Consider the following 15,469-nt stretch of genomic DNA (forward strand, 5'->3'; position numbering starts at 1 on the left):
CCTTTGTGGAGTGCTCCCTGTTAGCGCCAACTTTGGATGTCCAACCCGTGAAATACTGTGTGTTGAAACCGCTTGATGTTGCGCGGGCGCATGTGTCGGACCACTACCAGCGAAAGTACGGCATACACATTTTGCCAGCGGCAGCACCCGCGCACGGTGAAGGCTGGGTTCGTTACCTCAATCGCACCGCACGGCTTGCCGAGGGGCACGCGGTTGGCTTGGTGTTGCGCGGTCTTCGAAACCCTTACTACAACCCACGAAGCAACTATGAAGACCATGTGGTACCGGTGGTTCTTCAATTGGACAACGGTTGGCTGAACCTCATCAGTCTGGATTCTTTGGGTGAAACATCGCCGGGTTTCACTGGGCTTGGGGCAGCGTTGAAGGCGGAAGGTTGCCGTGTTCGCAGCGCAGCGCCTGTGGTTTGCCGCCAGGCCGATGAGCAGTCTTGTCACACCGATGCCATGCAGGTGTTAAAAGACTTGTTGGTGCGTCACCAAGGCAGTTCCTGCAGGTCCATCTGGCAATTTCTGGTGGGTGAGCAGGCCATCAAACCTGAGTCATCGGGCCATGGTACACAGCCGCTGGCGCTTCCATTCTGGCTGAACAAAACCACGCAGCGCAGCAAAGCGTTGCCACCCCAAGCCACAGCGCATGTGGATATTGTCGCCCATCGCAAAAAGTATGCGGCGGCATTTCCGGTTCGGGGCGCGGGGTTGACCGGGAAGGTGGCCAACCAGTTTTTGCTGTTGAAGGCAGTGCGGAATGCGGAACATCTGGTGGATACGTTGACAGGAATTCCAGGGCGACATGAGCGGCAAGCGTGGCTTGCTGCGCTGCAGCGTCGTCATGGGTTGCTGGTGCAATAGCGCCAAACCGAAAAATACTTCTAAGTTGCAGGCAATGTCGGGTGAACTTACGCCAAACTTACCCAATATGGCGTAGAGGTGCTATCGTAGAGTCTTGTAGAAGACTTACACACCATTATAAAAAATCGAGTGGCACAGGGCTCGACCACGGAGACAGCAAACAGGCCGGCGCAAGCAGGGTCTCCACGGTCATCCACGCGCGATTTCCAAGGAGATACCACATGTCAGCACGTCCCGATGAGGCCGCCGCAGTGTCGGCCACTCAATACAACGGCTTTGTCAGCGCCGAGGCGCAAGCCCTGTTTGAATCCCGATACTGGATTAAAAGTTACCCACCGGGGGTCAGTGGCGACATGCCACCCGTGCGCAACAACAGCATGCTGGAGTTGATGACCAAATGCCTGAAGGAATTTGCGGATCGCCCAGCCTTTGTGTCGGCTGGTACCGAGTTTACCTATCGGCAGGTTGATGAACTGTCAGACCAGTTCGCAGGCTACCTGAAAGGCCTGGGTGTGAAGGCTGGCGATGTGGTCGCCATCATGTTGCCCAACTGCGTGCAGTTCCCGGTCTGCTTTATTGGCGCCATGAAATTGGGCTGCACGCTGACCAATGTGAACCCGCTGTACACCGTGCGCGAGTTGAATCACCAATTGAAAGACTCGGGTGCCACCACGATTGTGGTGTTCGAGAACTTTGCCAACACGCTGCAAAACGCGCTGGAAGGCACGAAGGTCAAGAACATCGTGATCACGCAGCTTGGTGATTTGTTGGGTGGTTTGAAGGGTTTGATCGTGAACTTCGTGATGCGCACCGTGAAGAAAATGGTGCCAGCATACAACCTGCCACAAGCAGTCCCCATCAAGAAGGCCTTGGCGCAGGGTAAAGGCGTGAGCTACCCCAAGCCCAACCCGCAGCTGGACGATGTGGCCTTGCTGCAATACACCGGTGGCACCACCGGTGTATCCAAGGGCGCCATGCTGACCCAACGCAACTTGATGAGCAACCTGGAGCAAGGCCTGGCCTGGATGAGCGAGGCCATTGGCAAGGACCCGATCACTGTGGTCACCATGCTGCCGCTCTACCATATTTACGCCTTGGCCGTGAACTGCATGTTGTTCATGACCTTTGGTGCACGCAACATTCTGATTGCCAACCCCCGCGATGTGGGCACAGTCATGAAGGTGCTGCGCAAGGAGGAGTTCCACGTGATCACCGCGGTGAACACGTTGTTCAATGCCTTCCTGAACAATGAAGAGTTCTGCAACCGTGATTTTTCCAAAATGAAGTTTGCCATGAGTGGCGGTATGGCTTTGCAACAACCCATCGCCGAGCGTTGGTTCAAGGTGACGGGTTGTGCCATCTCCGAAGGCTTTGGCATGACCGAAACGTCGCCGGTGGTGTCGGTGCCGCCCTTGCATGGTGCACCCCGCCCCGCCTTCCGCGGCAATGTGGGCTTGCCCCTGCCTGGTACCGATGTGCGCCTGCGCCGTGACGATGGTCTGTGGGCTGGCTTGAACGAGCCCGGCGAAATTTGTGTGAAGGGCCCGCAAGTGATGCTGGGTTATCTGAACCGCCCGGAAGAAACTGCCAAGACCATCGACAAGGATGGCTGGTTGGCCACGGGCGACATTGGCACCATGGACGAACAAGGCTTCCTCAAAATTGTGGACCGCAAGAAAGACATGATCATTGTGTCGGGCTTCAATGTGTTCCCGAACGAGATTGAAGATGTGGTTGCGCAACACCCAGGCGTGCTGGAATGCGGCGTGGTGGGCGTGCCTGACCCTGTGACCGGCGAGAAGGTGAAGCTGGTGGTGGTGAAGAAAGACCCGGCATTGAGCAAGGAAGACGTGATTGCCCATTGCCGCAAAAACCTGACCGGCTACAAGATCCCATCGTTTGTTGAGTTCCGTGACGATTTGCCCAAAACACCTGTGGGCAAAATTCTGCGTCGTGAACTGCGTGACAAACCCAAAGAGACAAACTGAGTTGGTCGTGACTTCCTGAGACTTGCCGGCGAGTGGATTAAGAGTGCGTTCTGTCCACTGCGCTCGGGAAGTCTTTAATGAGTCTTCGATAACGCTTGGTTTGGTCTGGGTCGGGAACCCAAGCTTGTCCGTTAAAAAACTGCACAACCGGTTCCCGTCCGCCGGTGTAATGCCATGTGCCGGTCAATATCTGATTCCGTGCACTTTGGCTGCCGAGCAGCAGCACCGATCGGTGGGTGTCCGGTGCTCTGCCAAAATGGCCCTCGGCAGTGCCATCTGATTTGATGCGGTAATCCAGCAATCGCCGGTCGTGATGCAAATCGGTGAGTTGTAATCTCAAGCCTTTGCGGTTCCAAGTTCCCTTGATTTCGCAGGTGTGAATGAAGCTAGGCAAGCTCCACGCAGTCATTTCTAGTTGTGCATTCAAAACCGTACTCAAGGCCAGAGGGTTGGGCAGGCATGGCACCCCCCTGGCTTGAAAGTCGCCAACCAAACTTTGTGCCAGTGACACAATGGCCCTTGTACATTCGGAGCCGACAGACAGCGGACCCATATCGGGTTTGATGTGAACCAAAGACCGTGATTCAACTTGCTGCTGGGATTGCCAGGAGTCTAGGGGTAATGTGGCGGGTGGCATTGGGGGCACTCATGGATATTAAAACGATGAGTAACCCACCGACCCCCCCGAGTTCCTAGTTGCGCACGTACATTTCTACACGGCGGTTTTGTGAACGGCCCTGTTCATTCTCGTTGCTGGCCACGGGGAAGCGCTCGCCCAAGCCAGCTGCGGTCAAACGGGTGGAAGCCACGCCTTTGCCAACCAGAAAGCCTGTTACCGATTGCGCGCGGCGCACCGACAGGTCTTGGTTGAATTCACTGCCACCCACGCTGTCGGTGTAACCGATCACGCACACAATCGTGTTGGGATTGTCACGCAGGGTGGCTGCAATTTGGTCCAGTGTGCTGGCAAACTGCGGTTTGATGTTGGTCTTGTTGGTGTCAAACAGCGCGGCACCGGGAATGTCCAGCATCACTGAGCCATCCCGTTGTTCCCGAACAGCAATTTGACTGCCTACCAGGTAGCCAAACAAGCCGCCCAAGGCTGCGCCCCGCACTGTGTTGGTCCCGCCGATGGCATTGCCCACCACCGCACCACCCAAGGCGCCCACGGCAGTGCCGATGATTTTCTTGTTGTTGTCCACAGGGCGTTCGGCTGCCAGCGGGCAGCCAGCCACAGCGAATGGTGAGTTGGGCGCAGGTTGTGCGGGTGCCTGCGGTTGAAGTTGGGCACAGCCTGCGGCCAGCAGGGTGAGCACGCCCGCAGCCAAGGTGGTAAAACGGGTATTGCGGTGGAATGGGGTCATGGCCTTGCTCCTTGGAATTGAAACGGATAGCCAGTTTAACGTGACCCCAGGGAGTGGGTTGACAGCAGGTGCTTGCTGGCGGCTTATCGCCGGAACAGAAACCCCGCGGTTTTGCCCACCACGCTGCGCGGCAACAACCGTGAAGCCCACGGAATGGGCTTGTTGGTCAGGCCTGTCACCACGACGCTTTTTCCAGCAGCTGAGGCTTTGAGTGCAATTCGCGCCACTTTGGCTGCGCTGTCCATCAGTTTCATGGCCAGTGCGTTGCTGCTGCCCGCCACTTCATGGAAATTGGTTTTTGTCGCACCTGGGCACAGCGCTGTCACGCTAACGCCTGTGCCTTGCAGTTCCAGGTTGAGGGCTTCGCTCAAGCTGAGCACAAAGGCTTTGGTGGCCGCATACACGGCGAAATTGGGGCATGGCTGGAATGCTGCCACAGAGGCCACATTGATGATTTGTCCGCGGCCTGCGCGTTTCATGATGGGCACCATGCCGTGTGTCAACTCGCACAAGGTGTTCATGTTGAGCTGCATCATGGCCTGGGTTTTTTCAAGCGAGATGTTGTTAAAGCTGTCATGAATGCCAAAGCCCGCGTTGTTGACGAACAGATCAATGCGTTCCAAACCACCTTCGCCGATGGTGTTCAACAGTGCTTTGGCCGAGCCCGGTTTCGACAAGTCAAAGGAATAAACCTCCACATTCACACCATGGGCCAGGTGCAGTTCTTCGGCGAGGTCGCAAAGGGCTTGTTCGTTGCGCGCCACCAAAATCAGGTTGTGTTTGCGGCTGGCCAATTGGCGGGCCATTTCCAGGCCGATGCCGCTGGAAGCACCGGTGATGAGGGCGTAAGGGGTGGTCATGCGTGATCTCCTTGGAATGCGCACAGTGTAGGCAATCTTCAGTCCTTGTGGGAACCTGGCCAGTGGATGGTTTACTCTAGGGCGATTCTCAACCCGATACCCACAAAGCCATGTTGAAACCCTTGACCGCGTTGTTGGCCTTCCAGGCATTCGGAGAATTGGTGAGCGTCACGTTGTTTCCCATGATTCCCGGGCCCGTGATTGGTTTGCTCAGCCTGTTGTTGTTTTTTGTTCTTCGGGGTGGTGTGCCAGACGACATCGGTCAAACCTCGGCGGTGTTCACCGCCAACCTGGGTTTGCTGTTTGTCCCCGCCGCCGTGGGGGTGGTGGTGTATTGGAAGGTGTTGGCTGAACAAGGCCTGATTTTGCTGGCCGTGCTGGCGGGCAGTGTGGCTTTAACCCTGGCGGGAACCGCCTGGGTATTGGACCGGTTGGCGCAGCGTTTCATGCCCGATTTTGGAGCCGACACCGATGCGTGAGCATGCACTCAAACTGTCGGACATTCCACAAATTTGGGTCTACCTGTCGGGCAACCCTCTGACGGCTTTGCTGCTGACGTTGCTGGCCTACCAGGTGGGGGTGTGGTGCTACCAGCGCAGCAAGCAGCACCCATTTTGCAACCCGGTGCTGATTGCAGTGCTGCTCATTGCGTCCTTCCTGCTGGCGTCTGGCTGGAGCTACCAGCAGTATTTTGCCGGGGCGCAGTTTGTGCACTTTCTGTTGGGCACAGCCACGGTGTCGCTGGCGGTGCCCATCTATCACGGTCTGCAAGCTGTGCAGGGGCGGGCTGGCCGCATGTTGGTCTTGTTGCTGGGGGCTTTGCTGGCGGGTGGCGCCATTGCCATTGCCAGTTCGGTCGGTCTGGCCAATCTGCTCGGTTTGCAACCTGAGCTTATCCATAGCCTGTGGGCCAAGTCGGTGACTTCACCCATTGCCATGGGCATTAGTGAGCGCATTGGTGCCTCGCCCACACTCACCGCCATCTTTGCCGTCATCACTGGTATTTTGGGGGCGGCCATGGGCACCTTGCTGTTCAATGCCATGGGCTTGAAGCGGTGGTGGGTTCGCGGCTTCACGATTGGTTTGGCGGCGCATGGCATCGGCACAGCACGGGCCTTTAATGTGCATCCGGAAGCTGGGCGGTTTGCCAGCCTGGGCATGGGCTTGCATGGCGTGGTTGGGGCGGTGCTCATTCCCCTGGCTTATCACCTGTTGATGGGCTGAAACCCGCATCAATCCACGATTGATACCCCGGAGGGGTGGGGTGGTTTGGCTGCCTCCTTAGAGGGATGTTTAACCCGCTTGGCTTGCAGATACTGGTTGAACTCGGGCAACCAGGACAACTGTGACCATGAAACTCTACTCAATATCCAGACCCATGCAGCGTGTGCAGCAAGCGGTGGTCTGTATTGCTGCAGTGGCGTACCTCTCGGCCTGTAGCCCATTGCGCCCCTGGGGGTCTGACAAGCTGATCCGCAAAGCCATCAAGCAGCCTGAGCTGACGGTGCAGGATGAGGCTTCACCGGTGGTGACACTGCCCATTGAGCGCTTGCCCGACGACACCTTCTGGGTTCGCCCCCAATTCTCGGAAGGGGCCTTGCCCACGCGCACTGTGAGCAACCTGTCGGTGACCGAGCGAGGTCTGTTTGATGTTCTTCAAATCCTGTTTGCAGACACCAATGTGCCGCTGAGCTTCGAGGGCGGACCTGAGGCTGCTGCACGATACGGTGTGGTCACCCTCAACAACCTCAATGGCACGCTTCAGGATGTGATGAACAAACTGGGCGAGATCATGGGGTTTTTCTGGACGGTGACCGACAGCGGTGTGCTGCGCATCATGCCGGAGCAACAATTCGTCGTGACCATGCCCCCCGTTCTCAACGAGGACAGCATGGCCGGCATCACCAACACTTTGCAATTCTTGGGTGCGCGCGATGTGTACCTGGACCGAATCAACCGTTCGCTGGTGTTTCGGGCCAACCGGCGCGCGCTCAGTTCCATCCAGGTTTATCTGGAGAAAGCACGGGCCACCCGTTCGCTGATTGTGTATGACATGAATGTGTTGCAGGTGGACCTGAACAACAACAGCAACATGGGTGTGCGTTGGGAGTTGTACAAATCCGGTCGTGGTTTGAATTCAGCCCCCGATTCGAGCATTGCAGGTGCAAGCAGCACTGCAGATCGCCTCACTCAAATGTCCAGAACCTCGACAGGCATTGAGACCCTGATATTTGGCGAAAATTTTTCCAGCAAGTTTTTGATTGATTTTCTGAAAACCCAAGGGGATGTCAAAACACTCAGTCAGCCCAAGATTGGCTTGATGAACGGAACCAATGGCTCCATCCGCGTTGGCCAATCCACCATCTATGTCGCCCGGGTTGGCTCCCAAATCATCAATGGTGTGGCGCAATCCACCGCGGACACACAAAACCTTCGCACTGGCCTGGAAGTCTCGCTGACTGGCGAAGCCCACGACGCCACCATCTACACGCGGATCAACATCTCCATCACCGAGTTGTTGGCATTGACCAAATTCACCGCCCTGGGTGTGGACCTCAATTTGCCCGAGGTGGCTGATCGTGAACTGAAAACCCAGGTGCGTTGCCGACCTGGCGACACCATTTTGTTGGGGGGTATCACCGTGTCCAGATCCCAGGATGACTTTCAAAGCGGACTGGCTTTGCGCAACAGGGCGGAAGTGGCCAAACAAACAGAACTGGTCATCACGATTCGACCCCGGTTGCTGATGTTCGACGGTCCCATGAACACGACTGAAAAAGTGACTTACAAACGAAACGCCGCCGCATTGGCCTTGAGCCTGATCCGTCCCGCTGGAGATAAGCCATGAAATTGCTGTTGTGCGCAAAATCCCCTCGTGGATTGACTCGCCTGCAAGGTGTATTGCTTCTGGCCTTGCTGGTGCCTTGGAATATTGCAGTGGGACAACAGATCATTCCCAACCCATTGGTCCGTCCCGCCTGGAGCGTGCCGGGCAATGGCGGTGGAGCAGGAGCGGGTGGAGCCGCTGGTGGGGCACAACCAGCAGCAGCCCGTGGCCGAGAGGCGGCATCGGCCGCTGCATCTGCCGAAAGCGATGCCTCATCCGATTTGCGTGAACGTGCATCCAGTCGCCTGTCGCAAGAGGACTTCAATGTTCGGCAACAAGCCCTCAACGCATCGGCTGTTCCAGCCCCACTGGCCGCCTTGTTCAGTCAAATGACGGTGAGTGCCCATGTGGGTGGCGCTGTGGTGCTGCGCCGAAGCGAACTGGTGTCCGCTACCCTGGCAGCTGCGCTGCCGAATCCATCCAGCAACTCCAGCAACAGTACAGCAAACAATTCAGCGGGAACTTCACGGTCTGCCAGTGGGGCTCAAACCGTGAGCCCCATCACCACCTCATCCGTTCTGCGTTTGCAGCTGGGCCGGGTGTCCAACATCAATGGTTACCAGTTGAGGGCACGACTGGAAGGGCAGGATGTCACGGTGGAGTGGATGGGTGAAAAGGGGGGCTGGGTCACGGTGTTTTTCGGTGCCATTGAGTCTGCACCAAACATCGCCTTGGTTCCTGCCAAGGAGAATCTGGAGAAGATGGATACACAGGCATTCAACTACCTCAAGCCCTCGCTGACCAATCGGATTTCAAGCAATGGCGGCTATGGTGGGCTGGGAACAGCCGGTGGTCTGGGTGGTGGATTTGGCTCGGGATTTGGGGGGGGCGGCGGATTCAACAACGGCCTGGGCGGCGGGCTTCCGGGTGGTGGTGGCTTTGGCTCATCAGCCCCCTTTAATTGACAACGGACAGCAGGCGGCAATCCCATGAAACTGGATGAAAACGACCTGGCAGGCGCAGGTTTGAATCAGTCCCAACTGGACCTGATTCGCCTTCAGCACATTCACATGCGCTCGGAAGGCCGAAGCATGGAATTGGGCAGCCTTGCATTGCGTTCCCGCTTCATCAATGTAGACGATCTGCAGGATGCTGATGGCGGTGATATCCGATCGTCCACGGATGCCCACACCCTGGAGACACTGCTGCCCCTGGACATTTGCCAGCGCTTTGTGTGTGTTCCGCAGGACTTGAGCAAAGGTGTGCTGACATTGAAATGTGCGCTGCCACTTCACAAACGGCAGGTCGAGCGGATCCGTCAGCGGATGCGTGTCAATGTCCAGCAGGTGCGAGTTGTACCAGCCAGCCGCCAAGAGGTGATGCTGCAAATTCAGGCTGCTCAGCAGTCGGGCTCGGTGCTTGGCTTGCTCGCCCAGTTGCGCAACGAGGGGCTTGAAGCTGGGCGTTTGCGTGGCTTGGTGTTCGCCTTGTTGCGTGAGGCCTTGACCTTGCGCGCCAGTGACATTCACTTGAACAGAAAGCCGGATCCAGACGCCTGGATTGTGTACCGCGTGGATTCGGTGATGCGGCCCACACACCTTCTGCCTGAACTGTTGATGCAATCGTTGGTTGCGCGAATCAAAATTGAAGCGGGCATGGACGCTTCGAACAGTCGAACGGCACAAGACGGTCGATTGGCTGTTGAGCATGAAGGCCGTGTGGTGGACTTCCGAATTTCCACCCAACCCTTGGTGGATGGAGAGTCGATCGTGTTGCGTGCGCTCGATCCTTCCCAATTGCCCAGCCTCGGCGCCTTGTTTCCAAACCAGCCGCGCATGCTGGACTTGATGCGTTCCATCACACTCCAGCAAGGCAAAACTGGTGGCCTGATTTTCATCTCGGGTGCCACAGGGTCTGGAAAAAGCACCACGCAGTACACCATGGCCTGTGGCTTTCGGCGGGATGAAATGAACATCATCACCGTGGAAGACCCTGTCGAGTACCTGTTGCCATTTTCAAAACAGATTCAATTGCAGGCGCTGATCAAACAAAGGGCGATTGAATTGGAGCGCTCCATTCTTCGGCAAGACCCCGATATTTTGATTTTTGGCGAAATTCGGGACGCCGACTCCGCGAGGGCCGCATTGGCCTTTGCAGAAAGTGGACATTTGGTCATCTCGACCATCCACGCCAACAGTGCCGTCCAGGTCACTGAGCGTTTTCTGTCCATGATCGATCCGGTGCACCGTGCAGATTCCGAGTTCTTGATTGCCCATTATTTGCGGTTGGTCATTCATCAAAAACTGATGCCAAAATTGTGCACGTGTGCACAGCACTGTTCCGAAGAAGAGCGCACACAAATTGGTCAACACATGGCGCGAACAACGGGTGGTCTGTTGACTTTGCCAGGCGGTCTCAAAAAAGCGTTGGGTTGTTCACGGTGCCAAGGCAGCGGTTACAAAGGGCGCATTGCAGCACATGAAACCCTGCACATTCCTGCCGACGAAGAAAGCCGCAGTCGTTTTGTTCAGGCATTTCGCGCGGGTCGAGTGGAATTGCCAGCTGACCTGGTGTTGGAGAACGGCATTGAATTCATCAGCCGCCTGAATACCTTGCAAACCCTATTGGAGCAGGGCCTGCTGGATTGGCCAACAGTCATGAAATCGCTGGGGGTGGATTGACATGGCGGTGAGCAACTTTCGAATTCAATACCTGGCGCCCAGCATGCTGGATGCCACAGGGCGTCCAGACCCGTCATTGGCTGGTTATTTTCGGCATGAGCTGGTGATTGCTGCACAAAAGCCTCGCGATGCCATGCAAGTGGTCATGGATCGAGGGGGCGTGGTCTTGCAGTTCGCGGAAGTCAAGCCAGCCAGTGGTTTGTGGCGTTTGATCAAGCCCTCCGTCAACCGCAGCTACAAGCAAAAATTTCTGCAAGCCATGGCGTTCAACGTTCGCTCAGGTTTGTCGCCTGAGAAATCGCTGGAGCAGGTCATTCTGGGCGAGTTGGGCGAGCCACGCGTGGCTTTGAATGAATCGTTGAACGCGCTGCGTCAAGGCTTCGGGTTTGTGCAGGCACTGGAGGTATTGCAATGGTTTGATGATTCAACGCTGGCTGTGTTGCGGGCGGGCGAGGCGGCCGGTCAACTCAGCCAGGCGCTGGAAACGGCGGTGGGCTTTTACGAAAAAGGGTCCGCCACGCTGCGCTTGATGTTTGGAGCTGTGACCTGGACAGCGCTGGACCTAATCATGGCGGTGTCAACGGTGATTGGGATGCGGTTTGGCTTGATCGAGCAGTTGAGAAAAACACCGATTTTGAGTGAGGACCCCACCAAAGTTGCCCGCTACATGGCGTCATTGAACCTGGCGCAGCATGTGAATGATGGCTTGCTGGTGCTGTCATTTTTGTTCATTGTGGCATTGCTCTATTTCACATTGATGCTGCTGTCTCCCGATGAAAAAGTGCGGGCCCAGGCATTTGGAATTTTAGAGCGAACACCGGTGTTGGGTGGATTGCTGGTGAGCGCAGGTTTGTCTGCAACCACCCGGGTATTGGCCTCGCTGCTTCAAGGGGGAGTCACGTTCTTGAATGCGGTTCAAATTGCTCGCAAGGGCACATTGACACCCTCGGTCAGTCGACTGTGGGCGGACATCATCGCCCGGTCCGAGATTGGCGAACATCCGTCCAGTGCATTCAGTCATCCACTGCTCGACAGCAGCGAGCGTCTGTTGATTCGTGCTCACCGTGATCAAAACCAACTGGCTGAGTGTTTGTTGTCGGTCTCGGAAACCCGGGAGGAAAAAGCCAATTCGGCTGCCAAGAAATTTGCAGTGATTGCCTTCATTGCGTCTTTGCTGTACTCCGGCGTTGCGGTGATTTTCAGCCTGGCCGTGGTGTATCTGCAGAATGAAGTTGTCTTGTCCGGAGGTGGTTAACATGGACACGGGTGCCCTGAAAACGCTGTACAGCAATTTGATTGCAGGTCGTTTGCCTGTTGGCAGCGGCAGTGCTGTCAACGTGGTGAGTAATCACGCATATGCCATTTTGGGTACAAATCGTCTGCATGCCGTGGTGTATTCCAAGGCTGGTTATGTGTACTTTTTTGCTGTCGAAAGTCGATGGATGGGCTCAGGCCTGAATGTGGACATTCCTTTTGTGGACTGTTTGCCCGGCAAGCCCCATCACCAAGGCGATGGTGTTTACCTGCAGCAGCTGGGCGACTGGGCTGCAGCGTTGATCATTGAGTCAGGCAATGTTCAGTTTTTGTGCAATGAAGCTGAAGTTCTGGAAGACCACCTGCTGGGTCTGGATTTGCCGGTGTTCAACATCACCCACACCACTGGCGAGCCGCTGCGCAGCATTCCGCAGGCCATTTTGGGTGTGACTGATCGAATCAGTGCCTGGATTCACAAGGTTTCCCTGGCGACTTTGGCGGTTTCTGCTTTGGTGTTTGTCGGCGTTCATGCATATGGTCTGCTCTCCAGCACCTGGAATACCCAGCACCTGAATGTGCGTGCTGTGGAAAACGACCTCAACGCCACCTTGGAAAAAATCAGCATTCAACAGCCTTTGGCCATGCAGTTGTCGCGGCTGCAGCAGGTCACCGCCACGGTGGTTCGGTCTGGTGGGTGGATTGAGAAATACACCATCAAGGGAGACAAAAGCGAGCAATTTGAAATTGTTCTTCCCAGTTGGGTTAGCCAGGATTACCTCGATCAGTTGGGTCGGGATGTCACCACCGATCTGAGGGATATGGACGGGTTACTCATTGTTCGTAAACATCAACAAGGGAAGAAGCCATGAAGCTGGATTTGAAAAATGACACCTCGCTGCTGCTGACGGAGGTCACCCGATTGATGGGCTTGGCACCGCTGCTGATGATGAGCGCGGCGGTGTTGATGCTGATTGTGACGGTGTTTGCAGTGAAGGATTTTGTGCAACAGGAGCAAAAGGAAAAGCGCAGTGCCGAGTTGCCGCAGTTCAAGCTTGTGACGCAGTCGGTCCCCAAGAAGCTGTATGACGAGTATGCCGCAGTGTTGGCGCGCTTAAGCCCGGTGGTCCGTGTTGAAGCGCTGAAAGACGGGCTGGAAATTTCGATTCAGAACGAGGGCAGCTACCCAGAGTTCATGTTTGTACTCAACAGCATTCAAGGTGTGTCGAAAAACGTGATTTGGCGCGCGGAGGAAATTTGCCTGGCCGGTTGCCAGGGAAAGGCCTCTGTGGCGATTGTGAAAGGATTGACTGAGAAAGTTCAGGTGAAACTGAGGGGGACTGACCATGAATGAAAACGCAACATTGAATGAAGACATCGCCATGAATGAAGACATGACAAAACCCAACGGCAACAATCCTGTTGTGAAATGGGGTGCAGTTGCTGCCGTGTGCATTGCTGTGGCCTGGGGCGGTTGGACTGTGTTGGGTTCGCCGAAAGCTCAGGGCGTGGGCAATGCCAGCGCGGCCAATTTGAGCAAAGGCATTGAGCCGACTGCGGTGGTGGCCAAGGTCAACGGTCAGGATGTGACCGACTCGGAAATTCGCGGCATTGTGGATTCAGGGGTGGACCGTGCCATTGTGATTGACCGCTACATCAACAAGGTGTTGGCCGCTGAGAAAGGTCGCGAGCTTTACCAGAAAGAAGCAAATGCTGCGCTGAAAGCAGCTGAGCGGGAAGTGCTGTCCACGTTGTACACCACTCGGCGGATGCAGGAGCTTCGCGAGGCTGTGACCGACGAGCAAATCCAGGATTACTACAAGGTCAATGTGCTTGATGACAACTTCAAGTTGTGGAAGGTGAGCTACTACCTGAGCGGCGATGTGAAAGACGCTCAGACCACTCAGAGCAGCATCAAGCAGGGCGACAGCAAAGCAATGAGCCAGCTCAAGCCTTTGGTTGAACAAGGAGATGGCTTTGCGGCGGCCACTGCACTGCCATACAACCTCGGGCGTGTTGTGGCCAAACTCAAAAAGGGAGAAGTCAGCGAGGTGCTGCAACTTCGCAATGGTTTGCTGGTGCTTCATGTCGACGACATCAAGCAACTGGAGAAACCCAAACTTGACGCAGTCAAGGACGAGATCCGTCAGGCGCTCGCCCTACAACGTTTTAACCAGGAACTGGAGCAGGCCCGCAAGCAAGCCAAAGTGGAGTTGAGTGCGGTTGAGTCTCCAATCGAACGATCGAGGAGCACATCATGATTAAAAGACATGTATTTCCGCACGGACCTTTACCCCAGGGTGGGTTTCGTCAACAAGCAGGTTTTATCCAGGCGGCTTTGTTGTTTGGCATTGCCTTGATGACCGCCGTTTTGGGCGGGTTTGCACTGGCCAATCGAAGCCCGACATCTCAAACGGATGTCGAGCAGGCCAAGGTGAATGCATCGGTGATTTTGAAACAGGCCAGTGACCTTCGCGACGGTGTTGCCCGTTTCTCCAGTGACTTTGGTTCCTCCACGGTCACCAACACCATGGACTTTTCAACCACAGCCAGTCAGGGTTTGTTTGATCCGGCAGCCCGGTATGCATCACCGCAAATCATGCCGACCTCTGCATTCAACACAGCAGTGACAATTGCCGCACCTTCGGCCAACCAGGCCGGCCATTGGTATTACAACCGCGCCACTGTGGGTAAAGCGATTGGCACAGGCGCAGCCGACCCCTTGGTGTTTCTGCCCAATCTGCGGCCCGATGTATGCCAGCGCGTGAACACCCTGCTGTACGGTTCAAACGGCATTCCGGTTTCGGGTGGTGCGTTGTCCGATTGGACCACCATCACCGGCGATGGCGATTTGGCCGGTGCCACCGGCACAGACCCCAGTGGCTGGCCAGAGGGATGTGTTCAAACATCGGACAGCAAATACCTGTACTTCAAGATTGTGCAAGAAAACTAAGCGCAAAGCCGTAGCCCAAAAAACCCGCCGACATGGCGGGTTTTTTTTTCACCAGTTCGAGCGATGTAATACCGCTCAAACCCTGCCGTTAACTTTCATGAAAAGGAGTATGTCGCCATGATGAATGCAGGGTTAATCCATGAACGATTGCGCAGGCAAACAGGTTTTATTGCCTCCTACATTTTGTATGGAATTGCGCTGATGGGCATTGTGGGCCTGGCCTATGGAAAAATTTACTTCACCAACGAACAGGCCAAGATTATTCAGGACACCGTTGAAGAGCTGAATGCACAGGTTGAGGTGATTCGTGGAAAGGTGCTGTTGTGTGGGGCCATTTATCCCGATGGTGACCATGGGCAATTCAACGCCCGTCATGCCTATCCCGCACCACCCAACGCACAGGCCAATCGGGATGCACTGAACAACGTGACCTGCCCTGGCTCACCAGGCGGCGCTTTGCACCTGGGCCAGCTCAGTGATGGCGTGCCTTTGCCGCAAGTTACCCAAGAATTCAATCCCTGGATTTATGAGCACACCGATGCCGCTGGTATTCGATTGATCTTGAGCCCCAAAGTGGCGGGTGGCGGTGCGCAAGTTCGTCAGCGTTTGCTGCGTCAGTTGGGTAGCCTGGCCTCGGCCAGTGGCGATGATGTTGTGATTTCTATTTTGCAGTGAT

At 55.7% G+C, this 15,469-nt stretch carries 16 protein-coding genes; 13 read left to right on the top strand and 3 right to left on the bottom strand.

Going from position 1 to position 15,469, the window contains the following annotated elements; all coding sequences use genetic code 11:
- Window positions 1-59 precede the first annotated feature (59 nt).
- Together VGE55_RS02050 and VGE55_RS02055 are read left to right on the top strand one after the other, a co-directional pair.
- Entirely contained in the window at window positions 60-869 is an 810-nt protein-coding gene (locus VGE55_RS02050) for a hypothetical protein (protein WP_331130049.1), read from the top strand.
- A 221-nt stretch (window positions 870-1,090) separates the two neighbouring features.
- Window positions 1,091-2,857 (top strand): AMP-binding protein, encoded by a 1,767-nt coding sequence (locus VGE55_RS02055; RefSeq protein ID WP_331130050.1) that lies wholly within the window; start codon window positions 1,091-1,093, stop codon window positions 2,855-2,857.
- A 37-nt stretch (window positions 2,858-2,894) separates the two neighbouring features.
- On the opposite strand, the gene VGE55_RS02060 is transcribed toward VGE55_RS02055, so the two are convergent.
- The 3 genes from VGE55_RS02060 to VGE55_RS02070 form a co-directional block, all read right to left on the bottom strand.
- Window positions 2,895-3,266: a hypothetical protein gene (locus VGE55_RS02060; protein WP_331130051.1), complete on the bottom strand. Its 372-nt coding sequence runs from the start codon at window positions 3,264-3,266 to the stop codon at window positions 2,895-2,897.
- Window positions 3,267-3,549: 283 nt separating this feature from the next.
- Window positions 3,550-4,221 (bottom strand): OmpA family protein, encoded by a 672-nt coding sequence (locus VGE55_RS02065; protein WP_331130052.1) that lies wholly within the window; start codon window positions 4,219-4,221, stop codon window positions 3,550-3,552.
- An 83-nt stretch (window positions 4,222-4,304) separates the two neighbouring features.
- The gene (locus VGE55_RS02070; RefSeq protein WP_331130053.1) at window positions 4,305-5,081 is read right to left on the bottom strand and encodes an SDR family oxidoreductase; all 777 of its coding nucleotides are present in this window, start codon (window positions 5,079-5,081) and stop codon (window positions 4,305-4,307) included.
- Between the two features lie 110 nt (window positions 5,082-5,191).
- Here VGE55_RS02070 and VGE55_RS02075 point away from each other — a divergent pair, with 110 nt between their 5' ends.
- The 11 genes from VGE55_RS02075 (at window position 5,192) to VGE55_RS02125 (ending at window position 15,468) form a co-directional block, all read left to right on the top strand.
- On the top strand, window positions 5,192-5,560 hold the full coding sequence (locus tag VGE55_RS02075) for a CidA/LrgA family protein (protein WP_331130054.1): 369 nt from the start codon (window positions 5,192-5,194) through the stop codon (window positions 5,558-5,560).
- Window positions 5,553-6,305 carry an LrgB family protein gene (locus VGE55_RS02080; protein WP_331130055.1) on the top strand — a complete coding sequence of 251 codons (753 nt, stop codon included), beginning with the start codon at window positions 5,553-5,555 and terminating at the stop codon, window positions 6,303-6,305. Before VGE55_RS02075 ends, VGE55_RS02080 begins: the two co-directional genes overlap by 8 nt.
- Window positions 6,306-6,432: 127 nt before the next feature.
- Complete coding sequence (locus tag VGE55_RS02085; RefSeq protein ID WP_331130056.1) at window positions 6,433-7,929, top strand: hypothetical protein; 1,497 nt, start codon at window positions 6,433-6,435, stop codon at window positions 7,927-7,929.
- Window positions 7,926-8,873 (top strand): hypothetical protein, encoded by a 948-nt coding sequence (locus tag VGE55_RS02090; RefSeq protein ID WP_331130057.1) that lies wholly within the window; start codon window positions 7,926-7,928, stop codon window positions 8,871-8,873. The genes VGE55_RS02085 and VGE55_RS02090 overlap by 4 nt, the downstream gene beginning before the upstream one ends.
- 24 nt (window positions 8,874-8,897) lie before the next feature.
- Window positions 8,898-10,589 (top strand): GspE/PulE family protein, encoded by a 1,692-nt coding sequence (locus VGE55_RS02095; RefSeq protein WP_331130058.1) that lies wholly within the window; start codon window positions 8,898-8,900, stop codon window positions 10,587-10,589.
- 7 nt (window positions 10,590-10,596) lie between these two features.
- Window positions 10,597-11,844, top strand: coding sequence for a type II secretion system F family protein (locus tag VGE55_RS02100; RefSeq protein WP_331130059.1), 1,248 nt, complete (start codon window positions 10,597-10,599; stop codon window positions 11,842-11,844).
- 1 nt (window position 11,845) lies between these two features.
- Window positions 11,846-12,712, top strand: a complete 867-nt coding sequence (locus tag VGE55_RS02105) for a hypothetical protein (protein WP_331130060.1) — start codon at window positions 11,846-11,848, stop codon at window positions 12,710-12,712.
- Window positions 12,709-13,194: a hypothetical protein gene (locus VGE55_RS02110; RefSeq protein WP_331130061.1), complete on the top strand. Its 486-nt coding sequence runs from the start codon at window positions 12,709-12,711 to the stop codon at window positions 13,192-13,194. Before VGE55_RS02105 ends, VGE55_RS02110 begins: the two co-directional genes overlap by 4 nt.
- A complete protein-coding gene (locus tag VGE55_RS02115; protein WP_331130062.1) occupies window positions 13,187-14,101 on the top strand; it encodes a peptidylprolyl isomerase in 915 nt (304 codons plus the stop codon). Before VGE55_RS02110 ends, VGE55_RS02115 begins: the two co-directional genes overlap by 8 nt.
- Window positions 14,098-14,793 carry a hypothetical protein gene (locus VGE55_RS02120; RefSeq protein ID WP_331130063.1) on the top strand — a complete coding sequence of 232 codons (696 nt, stop codon included), beginning with the start codon at window positions 14,098-14,100 and terminating at the stop codon, window positions 14,791-14,793. Before VGE55_RS02115 ends, VGE55_RS02120 begins: the two co-directional genes overlap by 4 nt.
- 117 nt (window positions 14,794-14,910) lie before the next feature.
- On the top strand, window positions 14,911-15,468 hold the full coding sequence (locus VGE55_RS02125) for a hypothetical protein (RefSeq protein ID WP_331130064.1): 558 nt from the start codon (window positions 14,911-14,913) through the stop codon (window positions 15,466-15,468).
- The last annotated feature ends 1 nt before the right edge of the window (window position 15,469 follow it).

It is taken from the genome of Limnobacter sp. (genome assembly GCF_036405155.1).
GTDB lineage: Bacteria > Pseudomonadota > Gammaproteobacteria > Burkholderiales > Burkholderiaceae_B > Limnobacter.

Bases quoted from the DNA above. Each gene is read 5' to 3' on its own strand.
- VGE55_RS02105 (WP_331130060.1), top strand. From the start codon at position 11,846: ATGGACACGGGTGCCCTGAAAACGCTGTACAGCAATTTGATTGCAGGT.
- VGE55_RS02065 (WP_331130052.1), bottom strand. From the start codon at position 4,221: ATGACCCCATTCCACCGCAATACCCGTTTTACCACCTTGGCTGCGGGC.
- VGE55_RS02115 (WP_331130062.1), top strand. From the start codon at position 13,187: ATGAATGAAAACGCAACATTGAATGAAGACATCGCCATGAATGAAGAC.
- VGE55_RS02125 (WP_331130064.1), top strand. From the start codon at position 14,911: ATGATGAATGCAGGGTTAATCCATGAACGATTGCGCAGGCAAACAGGT.
- VGE55_RS02060 (WP_331130051.1), bottom strand. From the start codon at position 3,266: ATGACTGCGTGGAGCTTGCCTAGCTTCATTCACACCTGCGAAATCAAG.
- VGE55_RS02085 (WP_331130056.1), top strand. From the start codon at position 6,433: ATGAAACTCTACTCAATATCCAGACCCATGCAGCGTGTGCAGCAAGCG.
- VGE55_RS02095 (WP_331130058.1), top strand. From the start codon at position 8,898: ATGAAACTGGATGAAAACGACCTGGCAGGCGCAGGTTTGAATCAGTCC.
- VGE55_RS02070 (WP_331130053.1), bottom strand. From the start codon at position 5,081: ATGACCACCCCTTACGCCCTCATCACCGGTGCTTCCAGCGGCATCGGC.
- VGE55_RS02120 (WP_331130063.1), top strand. From the start codon at position 14,098: ATGATTAAAAGACATGTATTTCCGCACGGACCTTTACCCCAGGGTGGG.
- VGE55_RS02075 (WP_331130054.1), top strand. From the start codon at position 5,192: ATGTTGAAACCCTTGACCGCGTTGTTGGCCTTCCAGGCATTCGGAGAA.
- VGE55_RS02090 (WP_331130057.1), top strand. From the start codon at position 7,926: ATGAAATTGCTGTTGTGCGCAAAATCCCCTCGTGGATTGACTCGCCTG.
- VGE55_RS02110 (WP_331130061.1), top strand. From the start codon at position 12,709: ATGAAGCTGGATTTGAAAAATGACACCTCGCTGCTGCTGACGGAGGTC.
- VGE55_RS02055 (WP_331130050.1), top strand. From the start codon at position 1,091: ATGTCAGCACGTCCCGATGAGGCCGCCGCAGTGTCGGCCACTCAATAC.
- VGE55_RS02080 (WP_331130055.1), top strand. From the start codon at position 5,553: ATGCGTGAGCATGCACTCAAACTGTCGGACATTCCACAAATTTGGGTC.